This is a genomic window from Mycobacterium sp. 012931 (assembly GCF_000419295.1).
GTDB classification, from domain to species: Bacteria; Actinomycetota; Actinomycetes; order Mycobacteriales; family Mycobacteriaceae; genus Mycobacterium; species Mycobacterium marinum.
In genome coordinates this window covers 2,114,381-2,135,939 of record NZ_AOPX01000001.1, presented here as the reverse complement: position 1 = coordinate 2,135,939, position 21,559 = coordinate 2,114,381, and the positions used below count along the sequence as shown (strand labels likewise).

At 67.2% G+C, this 21,559-nt stretch carries 21 protein-coding genes; 5 read left to right on the top strand and 16 right to left on the bottom strand.

Going from position 1 to position 21,559, the window contains the following annotated elements; translation table 11 throughout:
• The first annotated feature begins 110 nt into the window (after positions 1-110).
• Together MMSP_RS09695 and MMSP_RS09690 are read left to right on the top strand one after the other, a co-directional pair.
• The gene (locus MMSP_RS09695; RefSeq protein ID WP_020786478.1) at positions 111-656 is read left to right on the top strand and encodes a DUF4333 domain-containing protein; all 546 of its coding nucleotides are present in this window, start codon (positions 111-113) and stop codon (positions 654-656) included.
• A 24-nt stretch (positions 657-680) separates the two neighbouring features.
• Positions 681-1,460: an alpha/beta hydrolase gene (locus MMSP_RS09690; protein ID WP_020786477.1), complete on the top strand. Its 780-nt coding sequence runs from the start codon at positions 681-683 to the stop codon at positions 1,458-1,460.
• 20 nt (positions 1,461-1,480) lie between these two features.
• On the opposite strand, the gene MMSP_RS09685 is transcribed toward MMSP_RS09690, so the two are convergent.
• Complete coding sequence (locus MMSP_RS09685) at positions 1,481-2,218, bottom strand: acyltransferase (RefSeq protein ID WP_036426396.1); 738 nt, start codon at positions 2,216-2,218, stop codon at positions 1,481-1,483.
• A gap of 176 nt (positions 2,219-2,394) precedes the next feature.
• Between MMSP_RS09685 and MMSP_RS09680 the strand changes: the two genes are divergently transcribed.
• Both MMSP_RS09680 and MMSP_RS09675 read left to right on the top strand, forming a co-directional pair.
• A complete protein-coding gene (locus MMSP_RS09680) occupies positions 2,395-3,711 on the top strand; it encodes a PQQ-binding-like beta-propeller repeat protein (RefSeq protein WP_051153650.1) in 1,317 nt (438 codons plus the stop codon).
• Positions 3,712-3,727: 16 nt separating this feature from the next.
• Positions 3,728-4,117 (top strand): DUF6264 family protein, encoded by a 390-nt coding sequence (locus MMSP_RS09675; protein WP_012393493.1) that lies wholly within the window; start codon positions 3,728-3,730, stop codon positions 4,115-4,117.
• Between the two features lie 3 nt (positions 4,118-4,120).
• On the opposite strand, the gene MMSP_RS09670 is transcribed toward MMSP_RS09675, so the two are convergent.
• From MMSP_RS09670 to ctaD, 15 genes are all read right to left on the bottom strand, one after another.
• A complete protein-coding gene (locus MMSP_RS09670; RefSeq protein ID WP_020728139.1) occupies positions 4,121-4,804 on the bottom strand; it encodes an esterase in 684 nt (227 codons plus the stop codon).
• A gap of 74 nt (positions 4,805-4,878) precedes the next feature.
• A complete protein-coding gene (locus tag MMSP_RS09665; RefSeq protein WP_020786474.1) occupies positions 4,879-5,916 on the bottom strand; it encodes a class I SAM-dependent methyltransferase in 1,038 nt (345 codons plus the stop codon).
• Between the two features lie 164 nt (positions 5,917-6,080).
• Entirely contained in the window at positions 6,081-7,064 is a 984-nt protein-coding gene (locus MMSP_RS09660; RefSeq protein WP_020786473.1) for a class I SAM-dependent methyltransferase, read from the bottom strand.
• A 10-nt stretch (positions 7,065-7,074) separates the two neighbouring features.
• Positions 7,075-7,848 carry an enoyl-CoA hydratase gene (locus tag MMSP_RS09655; protein ID WP_012393489.1) on the bottom strand — a complete coding sequence of 258 codons (774 nt, stop codon included), beginning with the start codon at positions 7,846-7,848 and terminating at the stop codon, positions 7,075-7,077.
• Complete coding sequence (locus MMSP_RS09650; protein ID WP_015355090.1) at positions 7,845-8,687, bottom strand: hypothetical protein; 843 nt, start codon at positions 8,685-8,687, stop codon at positions 7,845-7,847. Before MMSP_RS09650 ends, MMSP_RS09655 begins: the two co-directional genes overlap by 4 nt.
• Entirely contained in the window at positions 8,684-9,526 is an 843-nt protein-coding gene (locus tag MMSP_RS09645; protein ID WP_020786472.1) for an ABC transporter ATP-binding protein, read from the bottom strand. Before MMSP_RS09645 ends, MMSP_RS09650 begins: the two co-directional genes overlap by 4 nt.
• A gap of 98 nt (positions 9,527-9,624) precedes the next feature.
• On the bottom strand, positions 9,625-11,121 hold the full coding sequence (locus MMSP_RS09640; protein WP_020786471.1) for an NADH-quinone oxidoreductase subunit C: 1,497 nt from the start codon (positions 11,119-11,121) through the stop codon (positions 9,625-9,627).
• Positions 11,121-12,587 (bottom strand): proton-conducting transporter membrane subunit, encoded by a 1,467-nt coding sequence (locus MMSP_RS09635; RefSeq protein ID WP_020786470.1) that lies wholly within the window; start codon positions 12,585-12,587, stop codon positions 11,121-11,123. The genes MMSP_RS09640 and MMSP_RS09635 overlap by 1 nt, the downstream gene beginning before the upstream one ends.
• Positions 12,587-13,249: a hydrogenase HycP_1 gene (locus MMSP_RS09630; protein WP_015355087.1), complete on the bottom strand. Its 663-nt coding sequence runs from the start codon at positions 13,247-13,249 to the stop codon at positions 12,587-12,589. Before MMSP_RS09630 ends, MMSP_RS09635 begins: the two co-directional genes overlap by 1 nt.
• A 4-nt stretch (positions 13,250-13,253) precedes the next feature.
• Positions 13,254-14,195 carry a respiratory chain complex I subunit 1 family protein gene (locus MMSP_RS09625; RefSeq protein WP_152522486.1) on the bottom strand — a complete coding sequence of 314 codons (942 nt, stop codon included), beginning with the start codon at positions 14,193-14,195 and terminating at the stop codon, positions 13,254-13,256.
• Positions 14,196-14,200: 5 nt separating this feature from the next.
• The gene (locus tag MMSP_RS09620; protein ID WP_020786468.1) at positions 14,201-16,165 is read right to left on the bottom strand and encodes a proton-conducting transporter membrane subunit; all 1,965 of its coding nucleotides are present in this window, start codon (positions 16,163-16,165) and stop codon (positions 14,201-14,203) included.
• The gene (locus MMSP_RS09615; protein ID WP_020786467.1) at positions 16,162-16,641 is read right to left on the bottom strand and encodes an NADH-quinone oxidoreductase subunit B family protein; all 480 of its coding nucleotides are present in this window, start codon (positions 16,639-16,641) and stop codon (positions 16,162-16,164) included. Before MMSP_RS09615 ends, MMSP_RS09620 begins: the two co-directional genes overlap by 4 nt.
• Before the next feature lie 14 nt (positions 16,642-16,655).
• Positions 16,656-17,000 carry a helix-turn-helix transcriptional regulator gene (locus MMSP_RS09610; protein ID WP_012393480.1) on the bottom strand — a complete coding sequence of 115 codons (345 nt, stop codon included), beginning with the start codon at positions 16,998-17,000 and terminating at the stop codon, positions 16,656-16,658.
• Positions 17,001-17,181: 181 nt separating this feature from the next.
• Entirely contained in the window at positions 17,182-18,411 is a 1,230-nt protein-coding gene (serB, locus tag MMSP_RS09605) for a phosphoserine phosphatase SerB (protein WP_015355083.1), read from the bottom strand.
• 58 nt (positions 18,412-18,469) lie between these two features.
• A complete protein-coding gene (ctaD, locus tag MMSP_RS09600; RefSeq protein WP_012393478.1) occupies positions 18,470-20,191 on the bottom strand; it encodes a cytochrome c oxidase subunit I in 1,722 nt (573 codons plus the stop codon).
• Positions 20,192-20,384: 193 nt separating this feature from the next.
• On the opposite strand from ctaD, the gene MMSP_RS09595 reads away from it, so the two are divergent.
• Positions 20,385-21,464 (top strand): iron-siderophore ABC transporter substrate-binding protein, encoded by a 1,080-nt coding sequence (locus MMSP_RS09595; protein ID WP_086085174.1) that lies wholly within the window; start codon positions 20,385-20,387, stop codon positions 21,462-21,464.
• The last annotated feature ends 95 nt before the right edge of the window (positions 21,465-21,559 follow it).

The following is a 21,559-nucleotide window of genomic DNA, read 5'->3' as shown; positions in this document are numbered from 1 at the left end:
CTCTTTGCCAAACAGTAGCGTTTGCTTGGTGTTTGGCTGATTCGCCTTTCCGGAGCTGTTTGACATGTAATTATCAGCCGATTCCCAGTTGTCGACGCCAGGGAGGCGATATGGCTCATTCGATCGTGCGGACGTTTCTGGTCTCAGGCGCCGCGGTGGGCCTGATGGCCAGCGCCGGCGCCTGTTCCTGTTCGATCGGAACCGGATCGCATTCGGTGAGCAAAAGCGATGTGGCCGAGCAGATCAAGGCCAAGATGACCGACGCTTCCGGCAACAAGCCCGAGTCGGTGACCTGCCCGGGAGATCTCCCGGCCAAGGTCGGGGCTCAGCTCAACTGCGAAATGAAGGTCAAAGACTCCACATACAACGTCAACGTCACCGTGACCAGCGTCGACGGCAAAGACGTCAAGTTCGACATGGTGGAGACCGTCGACAAGGACAAGGTCGCACACATCATCAGCAACAAGCTGTATCAGAAGGTGGGCCAACGACCCGACTCGGTGACCTGCCCCGACAACCTCAAGGGCGTGGTGGGCGCGACACTGCGGTGTAAGCTCATCGACGGCAGCAAGACCTATGGCGTCAATGTGACCGTGACCAGCATCGACGCCGGCGATGTCCGGTTCGACTTCAAGGTCGACGACCACCCCGAGTAGGACCGCGACAGCAATACTGCAGGAGTGCGCAAACATGTCGTCCTGATTCATGGCGCATGGAGCCGCGGCCGGCAGCTGGCCGGCGCCCGGTCCGCTTTCGAACACCACGGCTACACGGTCCACACTCCGACGTTGCGCCATCACGAATTGCCGTTGCCCGACGGCGCGGCCCGCATTGCCACGCTGAGCCTGCGTGACTACGCCGATGACCTGGTCGAGCTGGTGGCCTCGCTCGACTCCGCGCCCCTGCTGGTCGGACACTCCCTGGGCGGCCTGCTGGTCCAGCTGGTGGCAGCGCGAACCCGCCACATCGGCGTGGTCGCCGCCTGCCCCTCGCCGGTCGGACCCGTTGGTCTGAACCGCACAACGGCGGGCCTTTCGATGCGGCACGCGCTGCGGCCGCGGCCATGGACCAAGCCGGTAGCGCCCCCGTCGTGGCCCCGGTTTCGGACCGGTATCGCCGGAGCCCAGTCGGCCGGCGCGGCCCGGGAAATGTTCGATGATCTGGTCTGCGAGTCCGGACGCGTGTTGTTCTTCGAGCTGGCCCTGCCCTGGCTGGACCGCTCCAAGGTCGCGCGCGTCGACTACCCCGCGGTCACGGGTCCGGTTCTGGTGTTAGGCGGCGAGTACGACCGCATCGTGGGGAGCGCGATCGCACGCCAAACGGCCGGCCGGTACCGCAACGGCACCTTCGTCGAGATTCCCGGCTCCGACCATCTCGTGTTCTCGGCGCGAGTGCTACCGGCCACCATGGCTCGGATCAGCGAGTGGATCGCACACAATCATCTGTTCGCCACCGCCTGAGGCGCCAGGCGCACCGCCGACTAGTGAGCCGCCTTCTTGCGCTCGATGTCGGCCAGCGCCGCGGCCAGCTCCGCGCGCTGAGCCGCCGAGGTCTCCCAGGACAGCTGGCGGTTCTTGACCACCTTGGCCGGTGATCCCACCGCGATCGAATAGTCGGGGATGTCACCACGGACCACCGCATGCGCGCCCAGCACACAACCGCGCCCCACCGACGTGCCACGCAGCACCGTCACTTTGACACCGACCCAGGTGTCAGGCCCGATCCGCACCGGCGACTTGATGATCCCCTGGTCTTTGATCGGGACGTTGATGTCGTCCATCCGGTGATCGAAGTCGCAGACGTAGCACCAATCGGCCATCAACGCCGAGTCCCCCAACTCGATGTCGAGGTAGCAGTTGATGACGTTGTCGCGGCCCAGCACCACCTTGTCGCCGAAGCGCAGCGATCCCTCGTGGGCACGAATGGTATTCTTGTCCCCGATGTGCACCCAGCGGCCAATCTCGAGCTGCGCCAGCTCAGGTGTCGCATGGATTTCCACGCCCTTCCCGAGGAAGACCATGCCCCGGGTAATGATGTGCGGGTTGGCGAGTTTCAACTTGAGCAGCCGCCAGTACCGCACCAGGTACCACGGCGTGTACGCGCGGTTGGCCAGCACCCATTTCAGCGATGCCAGCGTCAGGAACTTGGCCTGGCGGGGGTCCCGCAACCGCGACCCGTGCCAGCGGCGATGAAGCGGCGCACCCCACATGGTCGTCATGGGCGGAAAGCCTAGCGTGACGCCGATGCACGACGCACAGCGTCCCGAGGCCTGACCACCCCGAAGGACGTCGGGCAATCGCCACGAGTACACCGCCACGCGTTACCCTCACCTGTACTCGATCGCTGCTCATGCAGACGGGCCGGACCCCGTGAGCTACCGCGTAGCGGAAGGATTTGGGAACCCTGCGAAATCATCCGGTGTTTGCCCGACGTCTCCTGACGACCGCTCTCGCGGCTGCACTCACGATCGGGCTGGGCGGCTGCGGCAATACCGATTCGTGGGTGGACGCCGCACCCGCGCTAGGTTGGCCCGCACAGTACGGCGACGCCGCCAACAGCAGCTACACCACCACCGCCGGCTCCAGCAAGCTGGCGCTGAAGTGGACGCGTTCGGTCAAGGGAAGTCTGGCCGCCGGGCCGGCGTTGAGCGGGCGCGGCTACCTCGCGCTCAACTCGCAGACCCCGGCCGGGTGTTCGCTGATGGAGTGGGAGAACAACGACAACGGCCGGCAACGCTGGTGTGTTCGGCTGGTCCAGGGCGGCGGCTTCGCCGGTCCGTTGTTCGACGGATTCGACAACCTCTACGTCGGCCAGCCGGGCGCGATCGTTGCCTTCCCCGTCACCCAGTGGACGCGCTGGCGCCAACCGGTGATCGGCATGCCGTCCACCCCGCGATTTTTGGGCAACGGCCACCTACTCGTGGCCACCCATCTGGGACAGATGCTGGTGTTCGACGCCCACCGCGGCAAGATCGTAGGCAGCCCGATGGATCTGGTGGAGGGCGTCGATCCGACTGATCCGGCGCGTGGTCTGGCCGACTGCGCTCCGGCACGACAGGGCTGCCCGGTGGCGGCGGCCCCGGCGTTCTCGAAGGTCAACGGCACGGTGGTGGTCGGCGTCTGGCAACCCGGAGCGCCGGCGGCGGGGCTGGTCGGGCTCAAGTACCACGCGCAGCAACTGGTTCGGGAGTGGACCAGCGACGCCGTCAAAGACGGCGTGCTTGCCAGTCCGGTGCTATCGGCCGACGGCGAAACCGTGTACGTCAACGGCTGCGACCAACGGCTGTGGGCCCTGCACGCAACGGACGGCAAGGTGAAGTGGTCGGTGCCGTTGGGATTTCTGGCTCAGACACCGTCGACGGTCACCCCGGAGGGCCTGATCGTTTCCGGCGGCGGCCCCGACACCCGGCTGGCGGCGTTTCGCGACGCGGGCGACCATGCCGACCAGGCCTGGCGCCGCGATGACGTCACGCCCCTATCGACGTCCAGCCTGGCGGCCGGAAACGTCGGCTACACGATCGTCGCGGGTCCGCCCCACGAAGGCGGACCCGGTATGTCGTTGCTGGTGTTCAACCCGGCGGACGGCCACACGATCAACAGCTATTCGCTGCCCGCGGCGACCGGATATCCGGTCGGGGTGTCGATCGCCGTCGACGGCCGCGTGGTAACTGCGACCAGCGACGGCCAGGTATACAGCTTCGCGCCGGCCTAGCGGCCATACTTGTTGGGTGTCTACCGACGATCTCGCCCCGGTGCACACCGGCGGCGCCGGCAGCCGTCGCGCCAAGGCCCATCGAGCGGTAAATGTCACCCTCACCATCGCCCTGCTGGTCCTGCACGCCTTCTTATTCGTGGTGACGATGTTGGTGTTGGGCCTGCTCGTCATGGGTACCGACCCGTGCGGCTACCAGACCTGCGGTGATCCCTCCTGGGTCGACAAAGCGATCGGGCTGGGTTTTTGGGGCGGCATCGTGATATTTCTCGCCGATCTCATCATCAGCGTGTACCGGCTCGCACGGCACAACGTGGCCTTCGTGGTGCCGATCATCGGGTGTGTGGCCCAGCTGACGCTGGGCATCGGCGCCGCGGCGATGGAATCGCTGGCCGGCCCCGTGTGAACCTCAGATCGCCAGGGGCGGGATGGCATTGCGCGGCACCTGGGCCTGGGTAGCGCCGGCAAACGACGGCAGCAGCTCACCCTGAGCAAAATAGAAGATCACGTCGGTGTCGGTGATGGCGAAGTTCTGGTAGTGCGTCGGGTCCAGACCATTGGAGGGCAGGATCGCCACACCGAGCCCGGTCTGGTGCGCCAGCTCGCGCTGGACGATCGGGTAGATGGCGTCCAGCGGGGTGGTCCCCGGCGCGAACAAGGTGTCGAAGGTGATCGGCTGCTTGGTCCCGAGGTTGTAGTTGAAAGCCTTGTACCAGGTGAAGGGGTGTGCGCCACCGAGATCCTGGAAGAACTTCAGCACCACGCTGCGGGTGTTGTGCGGCGGCTGGCCGGCGGCGTGTTGTTCGGTGGTGGCGTCCATCTGATAGGGCTGATCACGTCGCCCGGACCCGGTCGCCACGCTGACGAACCCGTCCCGGTTCTGGGTGATGTAGTCGGTCAGCGCCTGCTGATCCGGGTAGTCCTGGGGAAACGTGATGTCCAACGTGTACGTGGATCCCGTCGCGTGGATGTGGCACATCTGAGCGCCTTCGACGTTGCCGCCGAGGCTGGCACAGGACGGCGGCTCGGCGGCAGCCGGCCAAGCCAATAGGACCGCACTGACAAGCATTGCGGCCGCAATCATTAAGCGCATCGTTGATTTTTCCTCGCAGACCAAAACGGACGGTGGCGTTGCAAAGGGGTAACCGCCGCCAGCGTACCCGGACGCTACCGCGACGGACAGCAAACGTATGCCGTCACGTGGCTGGCGCTTCCCGTACCGATGCGCGTGATCACCACCGACAGCGCGCGGCCGCCACGCGGCCGTAGCCGCCGGCGCAGGGCGTCAGGATCGACCTGCACGCCCCGGACCAGAATCTCCAGCGCTCCGCAGTCCAGCGCGTTCAGGGCCTGACGCAGCCGCCGCTCGTCGAACGGTAGCGCCTCGAGCACCTCGAAGCCCCGTATCCCTTCTGGCAGGGTGTCGCCGGACAGATAGGCGATATTGGGATCGAGCTGCCACAGCCGGTGCCTGGCGCCGTAGTGGCGCACCAGGCCGCCCCGGACCACCGCTCCGTCGGGATCGATGATCCAGCGCCCGGCGGGACGCACGTCGCAGTCGTCGGGCTCGGAATCGGTGATCTGTTCGCCGCTGTCGAGGATGCTGGCCCGACGGCGCACCCCAGCTGCGGCCAGGCCCCGCGACCACAGGCACGCCTCGCGAACCGAGCCCTGGTAGGACGTCACCTCGATTTCGCCGTCGAAACCCAGGCGACTCACCTGATCGAAATCGATCCCGGGCGCGCACTTCACCACCAGCGGCCGATCGCGGTAGACGTCGAGAACGGGCCCCAGCCCGGGCTGATAATCGGCCGGACTGAAGCGCCGGCGCCCCTTGCTGCGACGCGCCGGATCGACCAGGACGACCGTGTCCCGGGTCACCGGCCGCAGCGCGTCGGCACGGCACAACCCGACCGCGCCCCCCAGGTTGTGGCGCGCCATCGCCAGCCGTACCGGGTCGATGTCGCTGCCGATCACCGTCGCCGCCGATCGGCACAGCGCGGCCAGCTCAGTGCCGATGGAGCAGGTCGCGTCGTGCACCGTCAGATCGGCCAATCGCCTGGCCCGGTGCAGGGCCACCGCCGCCACCGTGGCCTGCTGCAAGGCGGTGTCGGTGAACAGCCAGTCCGACACCGGCGTACTCGGGCACAGCCCACCCAGTTTTGCCACGGCCCGGCGTCGTAGCAGGGTCGTCTCGATCAGCATGGGGGTGCGCTCGCCGAAGCGGGCGCGCGCCGCGGTGATGTCGGCGATTCGGGTCGCGTCCCGCAGTTCCAGATCGGCGACCGCGCGAAGGGCGGCGGTACCTGCGTCGGAGCGCAGGTAGGCGACGTCGTCGACGCCGAAAACGACGCCGGTGCCCGCAGGGCTCAGGAGGGCTTAACCCCGGTGACCATCACGTTGTAGAACCAGCCTTTGGGCGCCACATGCCGCCAGACGTTGGCGTCCATCCAGCTCAGTGCCTTCCAGCCGTTGAAGGCGAACCTCGCCCAGTTCCAGCCCAGTCGCCCGGGCGGCGCCGAGGATTCGAACGTGCGCACCGGCCAGCCGAACATGGCGGCACTGAACTCTTCGCTGGCCGTCTCGACCCGGATCGCCCCGGCGTTTTTCGCCATCCGTTCCAGGTCCTCGGGGGCGAAGGTATGCAGGTCGACGATGGCCTCCAGGGCCGCGGCCCGCGAGGATTCGTCGAGCTCTTCCTGCGGCCGCCGCCAGCCGCCCAGGCCGGGCAGTTTGGTGACGTTGGTGGCGATTCGCCAGGTCAGGGTGGACAGCGTGCGGGCGTACTCGTTGCCCACCGTGGTGGGCTCCCCCGCGAACACGAACCGGCCGCCCGGTTTCAACACACGCATCACTTCACGCAGCGACAACTCGACATCGGGGATGTGGTGTAGCACGGCGTGCCCGACCACCAGGTCGAACGTGTCGTCGTCGTAGGGGATGCCCTCGGCGTCGGCCACTCGGCCATCGATGTCGAGCCCCAGTGACTGCCCGTTGCGGGTGGCGACCTTGACCATGCCCGGGGATAAGTCGGTCACCGAGCCGCGCCGGGCGACCCCCGCCTGGATCAGGTTGAGCAGAAAAAACCCGGTACCACAGCCAAGCTCCAACGCCCGCTCATACGGCAGATCGGCGTGGACTTGGGCGGGCACGATGGCGTCGAAGCGGCCCCGGGCGTACTCGACGCAACGCTGGTCATACGAGATCGACCACTTCTCGTCGTAGTTCTCGGCTTCCCAATCGTGGTAGAGCACCTGGGCGAGCTTGCTGTCGTGCCGGGCGGCCTCCACCTCTTCGGCAGTGGCGTGCGGGTTGGGCGCCGCGTCGGCAGGTATCTCCGAGCTCCTCGTCATGCAGGGCAGCCTAACGACCGTCTTGGTCGCCCGTGTTACCACCGCCCGGCCCACGGCCGTCAGGACCGCGCTGACCAGCGGCAAACAGCTCGACATAGCGGCGCCGTTCCGCGGCGGCCCGCTCGGTGGCTTCCAGTTCGAAGACGTCGTTGATGACCGCCTTGGCGGCGGCCAAGGCGCGCGGCGGGCATTCCAGATAGCGGCGGGCCCACGCGACGGCGGAGTCGTAGACGTCGTCGGGGGCCACCATGTCGTCGATCAGGCCCAACGCGAGGGCCTCCTCGGCGTCGAAGAATCGCCCGCTGAAAACCAGCTCCTTCGCTCTGCTGGACCCGACCACGCGGGTCAGGCGCCCCATGCCGCCGCCGCCGGGAATCAGGCCGGCGAGGATCTCGGTCGCGCCGAACTTCACGTTGTCACCGCTGACCCGCCAGTCGGCCGCCAGCGCCAGGGTCAGCCCCGCGCCCAACGCGTATCCAGTGACGGCCGCCACGGTTGGTTTCGGAATCGCCGCCACCGCATCGATGGCCTCCAGCCGGACCCGGGCGGCGGTGTCGGCCTCCGGGGCGTTGAGGGTCCGCAGTTCGGGCATGTCGTCGCCGGCGGAGAAAATCTCGTGGCCGCCGAAGAGCACAACTGCGCCGATGTCGTCGCGGCGTCCCAGCTCGTCGGCGGCCGCGACGATCTCCCGGTAGACCTGGCGGGTCATCGCATTGGTGGGTGGCCTGGACACCACCAAGGTGGCCAGTCCCTGGTCAGCCACGACGCTGACGAACTCGTTCATAACGGCCAAACGGTCGATCCGCCGGAGATCCGCGCCTGGTTGTAGCGATCGGAGTCGAAAAACTCGATCTCCCAGTTGTCGCCCTTGAGCGCGAGGTTGGGTTGCACCGGCACGATCTTGCGTTCCACGGCGAGCACATCGGCGACGGTATGGCCGGCCAGCGCGTCCAGCTGAGTCCAGGTCGGCGGCAAGAGGAAGTTTCGGCCCGCGGCGAAGTCGGCGATGGCATCACGGGGCAGCATCCACTCCGCCCGATCGGATTCGGTGTTCTCGCCGTCGGCGCGCTGCCCCTCCGGCAGGGCTCCGACGAAGAAAAAGGTGTCGTAGCGACGGGTCCGTTCCGCCTCCGGGGTAATCCAGTTCGCCCAGGGCCGCAGCAGATCGGCGCGCAGCACCAGGTTTTCGCGGCGCAGGAAGTCCGCGAAGGACAGCGTGTGGTCGGCCAGCGCCGCGCGGGACTCGCTGTATATCGAGGCGTCACCGACGATGCCGTCGGGGTCGTCGGCCGGTCCGGCGAACAACACCCCGGATTCCTCGAACGTCTCGCGCGCCGCGGCGCAGACCAGCGCCTCAGCCAGATCGGGTTGGATGCCGAAGCGCTGGGCCCACCACAACGGCGGCGGGCCGGCCCAGGCCCCCAGCCCGCCCAGGTCGGCGTTGCGGTCCCGGTCGTCGACGCCGCCGCCGGGAAACACCATCACCCCGGCAGCGAAATCCATCGCCGCGTGTCGTCGCATCAGGAATACCGAGAGTCCGGTGTCGAGCCCGGTGTCGCGGACCAGCATCACGGTTGCTGCGGGCCTGGCCTGCAATGGAACGGGGTCTGGCGGGGAATTCATTGCTGCCTCCGGTGGGCTGCGCGGGCGCGGATCCGGCGGGCGAAATATCGCCCGTCGACGAAATCGACGGCAATCTGTTGGCCGAATGCGGCCGACAGGTTTTCGGCGGTGAGCACGTCGGACAATAGGCCCGATGCCACGACGTGGCCCTCCGCCAGCAGCAGGCAGTGGCTGAAGCCGGGAGGAACCTCTTCGACATGGTGGGTGACCAGCACCAGGGCGGGCGCATCCGGGTCGGCGGCCAGATCGGCCAGCCGCGCCACCAATTCCTCGCGGCCGCCCAAGTCGAGGCCGGCCGCGGGCTCATCGAGCAGCAACAGTTCGGGGTCGGTCATCAACGCACGGGCGATCAGGACCCGCTTGCGCTCCCCCTCGGACAGGGTTCCGTAGGTGCGGTCGGCCAGATGCTCGGCGCCCAGGCTCTCTAGCATGTCGACGGCCCGGCGGTAGTCGACGTCCTCGTAGCGCTCCCGCCACCTGCCCAACACCGCGTAGCCGGCCGATACGACGAGGTCTCGCACCACTTCGTCGGTGGGTATGCGCTGCGCCAGGGCCGAGGAACTCAGCCCGATGCGCGCGCGCAGCTCCGACACGTCGACCCGGCCCAGCCGTTCGCCCAGGACGAAGGCAACCCCCGAGGACGGGTGCTCGGAGGCGGCGGCCATCCGAAGCAAGGAGGTCTTGCCGGCGCCGTTGGGGCCCAGGATCACCCAACGCTCGTCGATTTCGACGGCCCAGTCCAGCGGACCGACCAAGGTGCGTCCGCCGCGACGCAGCGAAACGTCTCTGAAGTCGATCAACAGGTCGGGATCGGCTGTATCAGGCCCAGCTTCAGACACTCGACCATCGTGCCGTACCGCGCCACCGCAACCGTTGCCGGGTCGTCTCGCCCCGCCCGGGTTCGCCGGGCCGGGCCCCGCGAGGGGCCTACACCGCACTAGAGGTCATTGCCGGCATAGGACAAATTGAAGCTCTTATTCGCCAAGGGAAAGTCCGGGACGATGGTGTCGGCCATGGCGACCGGCAACGCGGGCCAGTTGAACCACGAGGGATCGACGATCTTGCATCGGGTGATGCGGCCCGCGCCGTCGACTTCGACCCGATGCAGCACCGCGCCGCGCCAGCCTTCGACGATCCCCACGCCCGATGTCAGCGCCGACCGCGCGCCGTTGGCCGCCGGCGGCGGCGCGAACCGGGTTCGACCGTGGTGGTTCTCGACCAGGTGGCAGGCCAACGCGACCGATGCGGCGAACTCGTCGCGCCGAATCGTGTAGCGAGCCAGGACGTCACCTCCGCCGGCCGCAACCGCGGTGACCGGCAGCTCGGCCGTCGGGTGATCCAGCCGGGCATCGGTAGCGATGCCGCTGGCGCGCGCAACGTAGCCGAGGCACCCGAGCGCGCGCGCATCCTCGCTGTGCAGCACCGCGGTCTCGGCGAACCGGTCGTAGACGACCGAATTTCGCAGCGTCAGCTCGCTGATCTCGGCAACCTCTGCGGCCACCGCGTGCAGCTCCGCCGGATCCGGAAGCTCCTGCAGCACAACGCCTCCAGGCGCCATCGCGGCCCTCAGCAGGCGATGTCCGGTGACCCGCCGGTTGATCCGCAACACCCGCTCGCGGATGCCCTGCGCATGGGCGTTGGCCAGGGCAAAACCCACATCGTTGGCCAGCGCACCCAGATCGGTCACGTGGTTGTAAAGCCGCTCCAATTCCACCAGCAGGGCGCGCAGCCGGTGCACCGGTTCGGGCACATCCAATCCCAGCGCGTCCTCGACGGCCAGGCAGTGCGCCAGCGAATGCGCCGCCGAACTGTCTCCGCTGATTCGTTCGGCGAGTTCCACAGCCTCCCTGGCGCCCAGCGCATTTCGCCCCTCGAAGAGCTTCTCGACGCCCCGGTGTACGAACCATAGTCGCGCCTTGAGCCGCAGTATCGATTCACCGATCACCGAGAACCGGAAGTGCCCGGGCTCGATCAGGCCGGCATGGACCGGCCCGACCGGGATCTCGTAGACCCCCGGGCCCTCAACGGTCACGAATGGAAAGCGTCCCACCGCATCGAAGGGCGGCGGGTCACCGGCGTCGCGGCGCATCGGATGCCAATCCTGCGGCCAATGCGCGTGGCGCACCAGCCGTCGTGGCTGCGGATGCCCCACTGGCGAAATCCCGTACAGGTCCATCATTTCCCGCTCGAAGCGGCCCGCCGGGATGGACAACTCCGCCAGCGACGGCACCGACGGATTCGCCGCGCCGGTGCGCAGCGTCAGCTCGACTCGCCGATCCGGCTGTCCCGCCACCAGCAGGTAGACCACCCGCAGTGCGTCGCCATCGTCGTGCGCCACGACCAACGCAAGCCGGTAGCCCTCGGCCAGTAGTTCCGCCACCGATTCGGCGAATTCGGCATCCGAAACCGTGCGGCTGACCGTCTTGTGTGCCATCAGTTCGCTCCGAACTGACCCGCGGCCGCATCGAAAAGCCCGCCCAGCGGTCCCGCGGTGACCCCCAACGCGATGCAGGCCACGACGCCGGTCACCAGGGCCGCCGCCACCGTCGCGGGCACCGCGATCCGCGGAGCACCCTCGCTGGCGGCGCCGAGCAGCATCCGCCGCGAATTCGCCACCAGCGCAGCGAAAGCCACCACCATCAACAGCAATGTCACACCGAGTACCCAGGCCAGCCCGGAGTTGGCCAGCGACCGGGCGATCGACACCTCGCTGGCAAACATTGCAAACGGCGGCAACCCGAGCAGCACAACGACACCAACGGCAAACGAGACGCCGACCACCCGCGACCGCGACAACACCGCGGTGATGTCGGCGATGCTCGCCGAGTCATGCGCGGACTGCAGCTGCCCACCGGCCAGGAACAACACCGTCTTGCCGATGCCGTGCGCAAGCACATGCAACAGCAGGGCCGCGATCGCCAGCTTGGTTCCCGCCGCGGCCGCAATCGCGATCAGGCCCATGTTCTCCATCGAGGAGTAGGCCAGCATCCGCTTGAGATCGGTGACGACGGTGAGCAGGAAGGCCGCGATGAGCACCGTGGTGAGCCCAACCGTCAATAGCCCGGCGCGCAGGTAACCCGGCCCCACCGCGGCATCAATGACCGGCCGTAGGCGGATCAGCACCGAGAAGGCCACCGAAAGCAACACCCCGCTCATCAATGCCGAGACCGGTGCCGGGGCCTGGCTGTGCGCGTCGGCCAGCCAACCGTGAAAGGGCGCCAGGCCGACTTTAGCGCCGTACCCGATCAGCAGCAGACCACCGGCGAGCCGCGTGACGGCCGGGTTGAGGTGTGCCGCACAGGCCGTCAGGACATCGAGGTTGAGCGCGTTGGCACCGTCGGCGCCGGCGTGTTGCGCCGCGAAGTACAACAGCACCGTGCCCAGAAATGCCACCGCGATGCCGACCGAGCAGATCACCACGTACTTCCAGGTGGCTTCCAGCGCGGTGCGAGTCCTACGGTGTCCGATCAGAAACGCGGTGACAACCGTGGTGGCTTCCACCGCGACCCAGATCAACCCGATGTTGTTGGCGGACACCGCGATCGCCATTGCCGCCAAGAACGCCGGCATCAGCGCCCCGTACAGCCGGGCATCGCGGCGATCGGTGTGGCCGTGTTCGAGTTCGGCATCGATGTAGCCGATGCTCGCCCAGGTCGCCAAGGTGCCGACGGCCCCGATGACGATCAGCATGATCACCGACAACGCGTCGACGCGCAGCAAGCCGCCCAGCACCAGGTGTGGTTGCGGCGTTGCCTGAAGACCAAGCGCAATGCCCGATCCGAGCACAGCGACCGCCGACAGCACGGTGAGGACCGCGGTTGCGCGCCGCCAGCCGCCGGCCAGTGCGAAGGCTGCCGCCACCAGTGGCGCCACGATCGGCACCAGAATCAAAGCAGTCATCAGTCCCGCAGTTCCTGTAGCCGGTCCAGGTCGGTGCCGCCGAACGTCCGCCGCAGTCGTCCGGTGAGCACACCCAGCACGATCAGCGCGAAAAGCACGTCCAGCGAAGCACCCATTTCGACAATCAGCGGCACCCCAGCCGTGAGCAGAAACGCCGTGGCCGCGATCCCGTTGTCCAACATGAGAAATCCCGCGGCCTGTGAGATGGCGTGGCGCCGGGTCACCATCACGAACAGCGCGATCAGCACCACCGCCAGACCTCCCGGTACGGCACTGACCGCCGCGCTGGAGTCCAGGTCCACGATGGGGCGGGTGACCGCCAACGCGACCACCGTCAGCACCGCCGCAATCAGTAGTGACGCGGTGGTGTTGACCAGCGGGGTCGCCTCCCGTTGCTCATGTTTCTCGGCTCCCAGCGCACGGGCCAGCAGCCACGGCAGGACCACTGCGCGCAGCGCGAAAAGGGCCAGGCCGATGCCAACGAGCTCCCAGTCATGGGAGTGCACACCAAGAATCATCGGGATCGCGGCCAGCGCAAGACCCTGCGCCGCCAGCAGCCACACGATCGAGCGCAGGTCGCGCCGCCACACGATCAGCACTGCGGTCAGGACCAGCCCTGCTGGGGCGAGGTCAAGCACACCGGCGTAGTTGAGATCGGTCATCGCATCACACCTGGGCCGTAAAGAAATTGGCTGACGTGACCGCCAGCAGGAACGAGCCCGCCAGCAATTCGGGCACCCGGAACAATCGCAGCTTGGCGATGAACACCTCCACGGTAGCCAGCACACCGGCGGCAATCGCGACCTTGATACTGATCGCCGCGATGCCGACCGCAATCCCGATCAGGCTGGGGTCCGCACCCGCGATCCCCCACGGCACAAAGAGATTCGCCAGCAGTGCCAGTAGCACGGTGAGCCGCATGCCGCTGGCCCACTCGATGACGCCCAGCCGTGGTCCCGCGTATTCCAGCACCATCGCCTCGTGCACCATGGTCAGCTCCAGGTGGGTGGCGGGGTTGTCGACCGGGAGCCGGCCGGTCTCCGCGATGACGACGATCACCAAGGCTACGAAGGCCAGTATTCCGGCCAGTGACACCACTTCGGCCGGGTTCTCGAGGCTAAAGGCGACGATGGCGCCAAGATTGGCCGATTTCGCGGGAATGGACAGCGCGAAGACCGCTAACAGGATGGTGGGTTCAACCAAGGCGGCGATGGTGATCTCACGGCTGGCGCCCATGCCGCCGAAGGAAGTCCCGGTGTCGATTCCGGCCAGGGTCAACGCGACGGTACCCAAGAACAGCAGGCCCACCACCACAAACAAGTCGCCCACCGGGTCCAGCGGTGAGCCGGTGGCGACCAGCGGTGCGATCGCCGCGATCAGCAGGGTGGTTGCCGCCACCACGGCCGGTGCCACGGCAAACACCGCCGTGGTCCCCTCCGGGGTGACCTGCTGCTTGCGCAACTGCTTGCGCAGATCGCGCCAGGGCTGCAGAATTCCCGCGCCACAGCGCCCTTCGGATCGCGCCCGGATCTGTCGCATCAGCCCGATCACCAACGGGGCACCGAGAATGACGGCGCCGATCTGCGCCGCCCCGGCCATCGCCGACATCAGGTTCATCGCGCCACCACCAGCACTATGAGCACGCCCAGGGCGCCGTAGCCCAGGTAGATGTGCACGCTTCCGTTGTGCGCGCGACGGATCACCTGCGCGCACCACGCCAGTGCCCGCAACACCGGGGCGTAGACGCGGTCTTCGATGGCATCGCTGAGATGGGCGCGATAGGCGATCTGCTCGACGTGATAGCGGGTTGCTTCCAGGTGAGTCACCTCGATGTCGGTATCGGGCCGCAGCACGTCGTCGAAGACGCGTTGCAGCGGTTGCGCAAAGGAGGTCGGCGTGCATTCCATCCGGGCGGTGAGTTCGTCTGCGCCGCATGCCCATAGCGGCGAGGTCACCGGCTCCGGGCGGTGACGTGACCCCCAGCGAGCCAGCACCAGCACCACCAGCAGGGCCGCGGCCAGCAGTGCCGGTGCGATCGAGCCGTCCATCCCCGGTAGTCGCAACACCGTGCCCAGGTCGGTCAGATCGGCATTCCTGGATGCGGGCAGGGTGTCCAGCACCGATTGCAGCGGTCCCGTGACGACCGCCGGCGCGATCGCGATGACCACACACCCGAGGGCGGCGACCGCCATGCCCACGAGCATGGTGGCCGGGGCTTCCCGCGCCCGCTCGGCCGACCCCGAGCGGGGTCGCGCCAGAAACCCGGTACCGAATGCCTTCACCATGGCGGCCACCCCCAGCCCCGTCGTCAGTGCGACGGCACCGACTCCCAGTGGGGTGGCCAAGCCCACGATGGTGTTGTGTTCGGGCCGGGCGTGAATCAGCGACTGCACCAGCAGCCATTCGCTGACGAAGCCGGCGCCGAGCGGCAATCCGGAAGCGCCGAGTGCGGCGATACCGAAGAATGTGGTGGTGCAGCGCATCCGATGCGCAAGGCCGCCCAGCATGTCCAGGTCGCGCTGTTGCGTCGCCACCAGAACCGAACCGGCGGCCAGGAATCCGAGACTCTTGAACGCCGCATGGGCGATCAGGTGTAGCAGGGCCGCGGTCATCGCGATGACGGCCGCCGGGCCGGCACCGGCCGCCGACAACAGCGTGGCCGCCCCCAGCCCGAGGGTCACCAGGCCCATGTTTTCAATCGTCGAATGCCCGAGCAGACGCTTGAGATCGGTGGCCACCGACGCCTGCAGCACCCCGTACATGGCCGAAAAAGCGCCGATCACAAGCAGTGTCACGCCCCACCACTTGGGCCCCGGCCCGAGCAACTGCAGATCAATCCGCACCAGACCATAGATGCCGAGGTTGACCATGGCGGCACTCATCAACGCCGACACCGGACTGGGCGACTCCGGGTGTGCCCGCGGCAACCATGCATGCAACGGCAGCAAGCCCGCCTTCGATCCGAATCCGAGCAATGTCGCAACGAAAACGAAGGTGCGTACCCCCTCCGACGGCACCGCCATGTCGGCGAAGCGATCGGTACCGGCCGCGGCGGCCAGCACCATCAGTCCGAGCAGCAGTGTCGCGAAGCCCAGCTGGGTCATCACCGCGTAGTAGCCCGCCGCCGAACGAACCTGCGCGCGGCGATGATCCGTCGCAACCAGCACCAGCGAGGAAATCGCCATCAGCTCCCACGCCAGCAGGAACGTGCTCACCGATCCGGCCGCGGGCACCAGCAGCATCGCGGTGACAAACACCGGCAGCATGGTCAGCGCGACCGCACCGAGGTGCTCACGGCGCGCATACCCGATGCTGTGAATGCCGGCGACCACGGCCACCGCACCCGTGAGGGCAATGAAGAACCCACCGAGGCGCCCGATATCGAAATCGACGCCGATCAGCGGCACCAGCCAGGCAATGTGAACCTGCCGCACCACGCCGAAGACCGCGGTGAGCCCCAGGGCGGTACCGCACGCGCCGATGCCCGCCGTGGTCGCGCCGCTCAGCACCGCCCCGAAGCCGTTGCCCGACAGCGCAACCTGATGCTCGGGCGGTGCGTCCGACAGTGTCGCCGTCACCGGCCGGTCACCGATCGCAGCGCGGCAACCACCTGGTCGGGCGTGGGTGGACAGCCCGGGACTTCGACATCGACGGGGACGACCTCGCTGACCGCACCCACCACCCCATAGGCGTCGGCAAACACCCCACGGTTGAGGGCGCAGTCGCCGCACGCGATCACCACCCGCGGTTGGGGTGTGGCCGCCAAGATGTTCTTCAAAGGTTGCGCCATGTTCCTGGTCACCACCCCAGTGACCAGCAGCGCATCCGCGTGCCGCGGCGAGGCCACCAGCCGCGCCCCAACCCGCTCGGCGTCATAGACCGGCCCGAACGCTCCGGAGATCTCCACCTCGCAGCCATTGCAGGACCCGGCATCGACGTGGCGCACCTGCAGGGACCCCCGCAACCCGGCCGGCGCCGCCACCGCCGGGGTGGATTCGTCCCCCAGCTTCTCGGCCACCCGGCCCAGCCGCATGATTCTGGCGATCCAACCCATTGCCCGCCGCCCCGCTAGTTGTCCGCGCCCGGAACGCCGGCCCGCAGATCCTCGAGCATGGCGACCTGACCGCTGAGCATCCCGGTCAACACCCGGCGCGCCACGGCCATCAGTTCGGCGATCAATGGCGAAGTGATCGAGTAGATGACCGTGTTGCCATCCTTGGTCGCGCTCACCACTCCAGCCCGGCGCAGGACGCCGAGCTGCTGAGACAGATTGGACGACTCCAGGCCCACCTCCGGCAACAGCTCGGCCACCGTATGGTCCCGCTCGGAGAGCAGTTCGAGAATCCTGACCCGGGCCGGATGCCCCAGCGTCTTGAAGAACTCGGCCTTGAGCTTGTAGAGCGGCTCCGTCACCCGACCTCGCTTAAAATTCCACAATTTCAGCTTCTGTGAATTTATCAGTTGAAAACTTTATCAGGCGTTCGACAGACTCGCGCGCTACCCGCTCCCCCACCCGCGAGCAGACGCAGACTCGCACAAAATCGGTGATTTTGCTGCGAGTCTGCGTCTGCTCAGCGCGATTGCGCGCGGCGGCTTAGTCCTCGGGGATCTCGACGCGGCGCATCACGCCGTCGACGTTGTCGGCGGCTTCAATCTCGCCGCGAGTCACCCCCAGCAGAAATAGCACGGTATCCAGGTATGGATGGCTCAACGACGCGTCGGCCACGGCGCGCAAGGCCGGCTTGGCGTTGAACGCGACGCCCAGGCCGGCGGCGGCCAGCATGTCGATGTCATTGGCGCCGTCGCCCACCGCGACGGTCTGTTCCATCGGAACGCCGAAGCGCCCCGCGAATTCTCGCAACGCCGCGGCCTTACCCGGCCGATCGACGATGGAGCCGACGACCCGGCCGGTCAGTGTGCCGTCGATGATCTCCAGCTCGTTGGCGGCGACGAAGTCCAGGTTCAGCTCTTGCGCCAGTGGCTCGATGATCCGGCGGAAGCCACCGGAGACCACGCCGCAGCGAAACCCCAACCGCTGCAAGGTGCGCAGCGTGGTGCGTGCGCCGGGCATCAGTTGCAGTTGTGCGGCGACATCGTCGATGACGGTGGCCGGCAGGCCCTCCAGGGTGGCCACCCGCTGTTGCAGCGACTGCGCGAAGTCCAGTTCCCCGCGCATGGCGGCCTCGGTGATCGCCGCCACGGTGCCCTCGGCACCGGCCCGGGCCGCGAGCATCTCGATGACCTCACCCTGAACCAGTGTCGAATCGACATCGAACACGATCAGTCGCTTGGTCCGCCAGGCCAGCCCGTAGTCTTCGACGGCGACATCGACCCGCTCGTCGACGGCGACCTTGGTCAGGGCCGTCTGCAAGGGTCGATAGGTGCCGGGCGGCACCGAGACCCGCAGCTCCAGGCCGGTGACCGGATAGTCGGAGATGCCGCGGATGAAGTCGATGTTGACGCCCAGCGCCGCCACCTCTTTGGCCACCGCACCGAATGCCCCGGCGGTCACCGGGCGGCCCAGCACGAAGATGGTGTGCGTCGACGGTTCCCGGATGACCGGTAGGTCGTCGCTGCGCTCCACCGTTACGTCCAGGCCCACCTCATGGATCGCGGCTTCGACGTCCTCGCGCAGCGCGGCGCCGTCGGCGACTTCCGGTGCGCAGGACACCAGCACTCCCAGCGTGAGCCGGCGCCGGATGACGACCTGTTCGACGTTGAGGAGCTCCACGCCATGCTTGGAGAGCACCTCGAAGAGCGCGGAGGTCACACCCGGCTGGTCGATGCCGGTGACAGTGATCAACACCGACACTTTGGCGGGCACGCTCACTCGCGATTACCACCCAGCCACGCCGAGCACCGGCCCAGGCGGTGCGTTTCCATCAGCTCGACGTTGCCTTGGCCAACTCGTCGTGGTGACGACCCACGTGGGCCTCGGCCCGAAGACGCTCCACCATGTGCGGGTAGTGCAGCTCGAACGCCGGGCGCTCCGAACGGATGCGGGGCAGCTCGGTGAAGTTGTGCCGCGGCGGCGGGCAGCTGGTCGCCCACTCCAGCGAGTTGCCGTAGCCCCACGGGTCGTCGACGGTCACCACCTCGCCGTAGCGCCAGCTCTTGAACACGTTCCACACGAACGGGATCATCGCCACGCCCAGGATGAACGCCCCGATGGTCGAGACGATGTTCAGGCCCTGGAAGCCGTCGGTGGGCAGGTAGTCGGCGTACCGGCGAGGCATGCCCTCGTCGCCGAGCCAGTGCTGCACCAGGAACGTGGTGTGGAACCCGATGAACGTCAACCAGAAGTGCAGCTTGCCCAGCCGCTCGTCCAGCAGTCGACCGGTCATCTTGGGGAACCAGAAGTAGATCCCGGCGAAGGTGGAGAACACGATGGTGCCGAACAGCACGTAGTGGAAGTGCGCGACCACGAAATAGCTGTCGGTCACGTGGAAGTCCAGCGGCGGGCTGGCCAGCAGCACCCCACTCAGACCGCCCAGCAGGAACGTGACCGCAAAGCCCACCGAGAACAGCATCGGCGTCTCAAAGGTCAACTGCCCCTTCCACATGGTGCCGACCCAGTTGAAGAACTTGATCCCGGTCGGTACCGCGATGAGGAAGGTCATGAAGGAGAAGAACGGCAGCAGCACCGCACCGGTGGCGAACATGTGGTGCGCCCACACGGCAACGGACAGGGCCGCGATCGACAAGGTCGCGTAGACCAGCGTGGTGTAGCCGAAGATCGGCTTGCGCGAGAACACCGGGAAGATCTCGGAGACCACCCCGAAGAACGGCAGCGCGAGGATGTACACCTCGGGGTGACCGAAGAACCAGAAGAGGTGTTGCCACAACAGCACCCCGCCGTTGGCCGGGTCGTAGATGTGGGCGCCCAGGTGGCGATCGGCGGCCAGCCCGAACAGCGCCGCGGTCAGCAACGGGAACGCGATCAGCACCAGGATCGATGTCACCAGGATGTTCCAGGTGAAGATCGGCATCCGGAACATCGTCATGCCGGGTGCACGCATGCACACGACGGTCGTGATCATGTTGACCGCGCCCAGGATGGTGCCCAGACCACCGACCGCGATGCCCATGATCCACAGGTCACCGCCGACGCCGGGTGAGTGGATGGCGTCGGTCAACGGGGTGTAGGCGGTCCAGCCGAAGTCGGCGGCGCCACCGGGCGTGATGAAGCCGGCCATACCCAGCGTGGCGCCGAACAGGAACAGCCAGAACGAAAAGGCGTTCAGCCGCGGGAACGCAACGTCGGGCGCCCCGATCTGCAGCGGAAGCACCAGGTTCGCGAAGCCGAACACGATCGGGGTCGCATAGAACAGCAGCATGACCGTGCCGTGCATGGTGAACAGCTGGTTGAACTGCTCATTCGACAAGAACTGCAGGCCCGGCGTGGCCAGCTCCGTACGCATCAGCAGCGCCAGCAACCCGCCGATCAGGAAAAAGATGAAGCAGGTGACGACGTACATGATGCCGATCAGCTTGTGATCGGTCGTCGTCAGCAGCTTGTAGACCAGATTCCCTTTGGGACCGGTGCGGGCCGGATACGGACGAATGGCCTCGAGTTCTCCCAAAGGGGGCGCTTCGGCTGTCAACAGCTCCTCCAAACATCCAGCGCGGACAGGGTCGCTTTACCCAACACTGGTACGAATCTTAGCCCGCTATCAGCCGGCCGGCAGGCCTGGTCCTACAAACTGTCGTAATTGGGTTCCGGCGGCGCCCATCGAGCTCGGGCGGATCGCCCGCACCTGGGCAGATGTTAACGTCGAACGCGTGCAATTCGGCCGGATGCGACTGGGTCTGGTCGCGGTATCTCTGAGTGTCGCAATCGTGGTGTGCTCCGGTTGCGGGTCAAACCAACCCGCCACCAAAGCGTCGCGTTCGGTGGCCACTCCTACCACCCAGATCGCGGGCGCCGGGGTGCTGGGCAACGACCGCAAGGCCGATGAGTCGTGCGCGCGCGAGGCGGCCGCACCCGACCCGGGGCCGGCAACCCGCCCGGCGCACAACGCCGCGGGCGTCACCCCGGATGTCGCCCAGATCTCCGCCGAACCGCAGCGCATCGTGGTGCTCTCCGGCGACCAGCTCGACGCGCTGTGTGCGCTGGGACTGCAATCCCGGGTGGTCGGTGCCGCCTTCCCGGACGGTTCCAATAGCCAGCCCTCCTACCTCGGCACCGCCGTGCACGACCTGCCGGGGGTCGGCAGCCGGACCGCGCCAGATCTGAAGGCGATCGATGCGGCCCACCCGGATCTGATCCTGGGCTCAGAAGCGCTGACACCGAATTTGTATGCGCAGTTGGCGGCGATCGCCCCCACCGTGTTCACGGCGGCACCGGGGGCGGCGTGGGAGGACAATCTGCGCGGCGTCGGGGCCGCGACCGCCCGCAGCGCCGCGCTCGAGGAGCTGCTCAGCGGATTCACCCAGCGAGCCAGACAGGTGGGGACCAAACATGACGCAACCCATTTCCAAGCGTCGATCGTCCAGCTGACCCGCGACAGCATGCGGATCTATGGGTCCCGCAACTTTGCGGCCAGTGTGCTCGCCGCGGTCGGGGTGGATCGGCCCGCGTCGCAGCGGTTCACCGACAAGCCTTATCTCGAGATGGGCACCACCGACGCCGAATTTGCCAAAGGACCGGACTTTTCGGCCGCTGACGCCGACATCATCTACGTGTCCTGCGCCTCCCCCGCGGCCGCCGAACGAGCCGCTACCGTGCTGGACAGCGGTCCGTGGCGCAAGCTGTCCGCCAACCACGACAACCGGGTCCTGATCGTCAACGACGAGATATGGCAGACGGGTGAGGGTTTAGTCGCCGCTCGGGGCATTGTCGATGACCTGCGCTGGGTGAACGCACCGATCAACTGAACGCTCGACCGGTCAGACCGGACCGCGGGCCGAGTCATAGGCTGGTGAGTGAGCGCCCTCACCTAGCCCCAGAACTTTAACTTAGCTAATCTTTA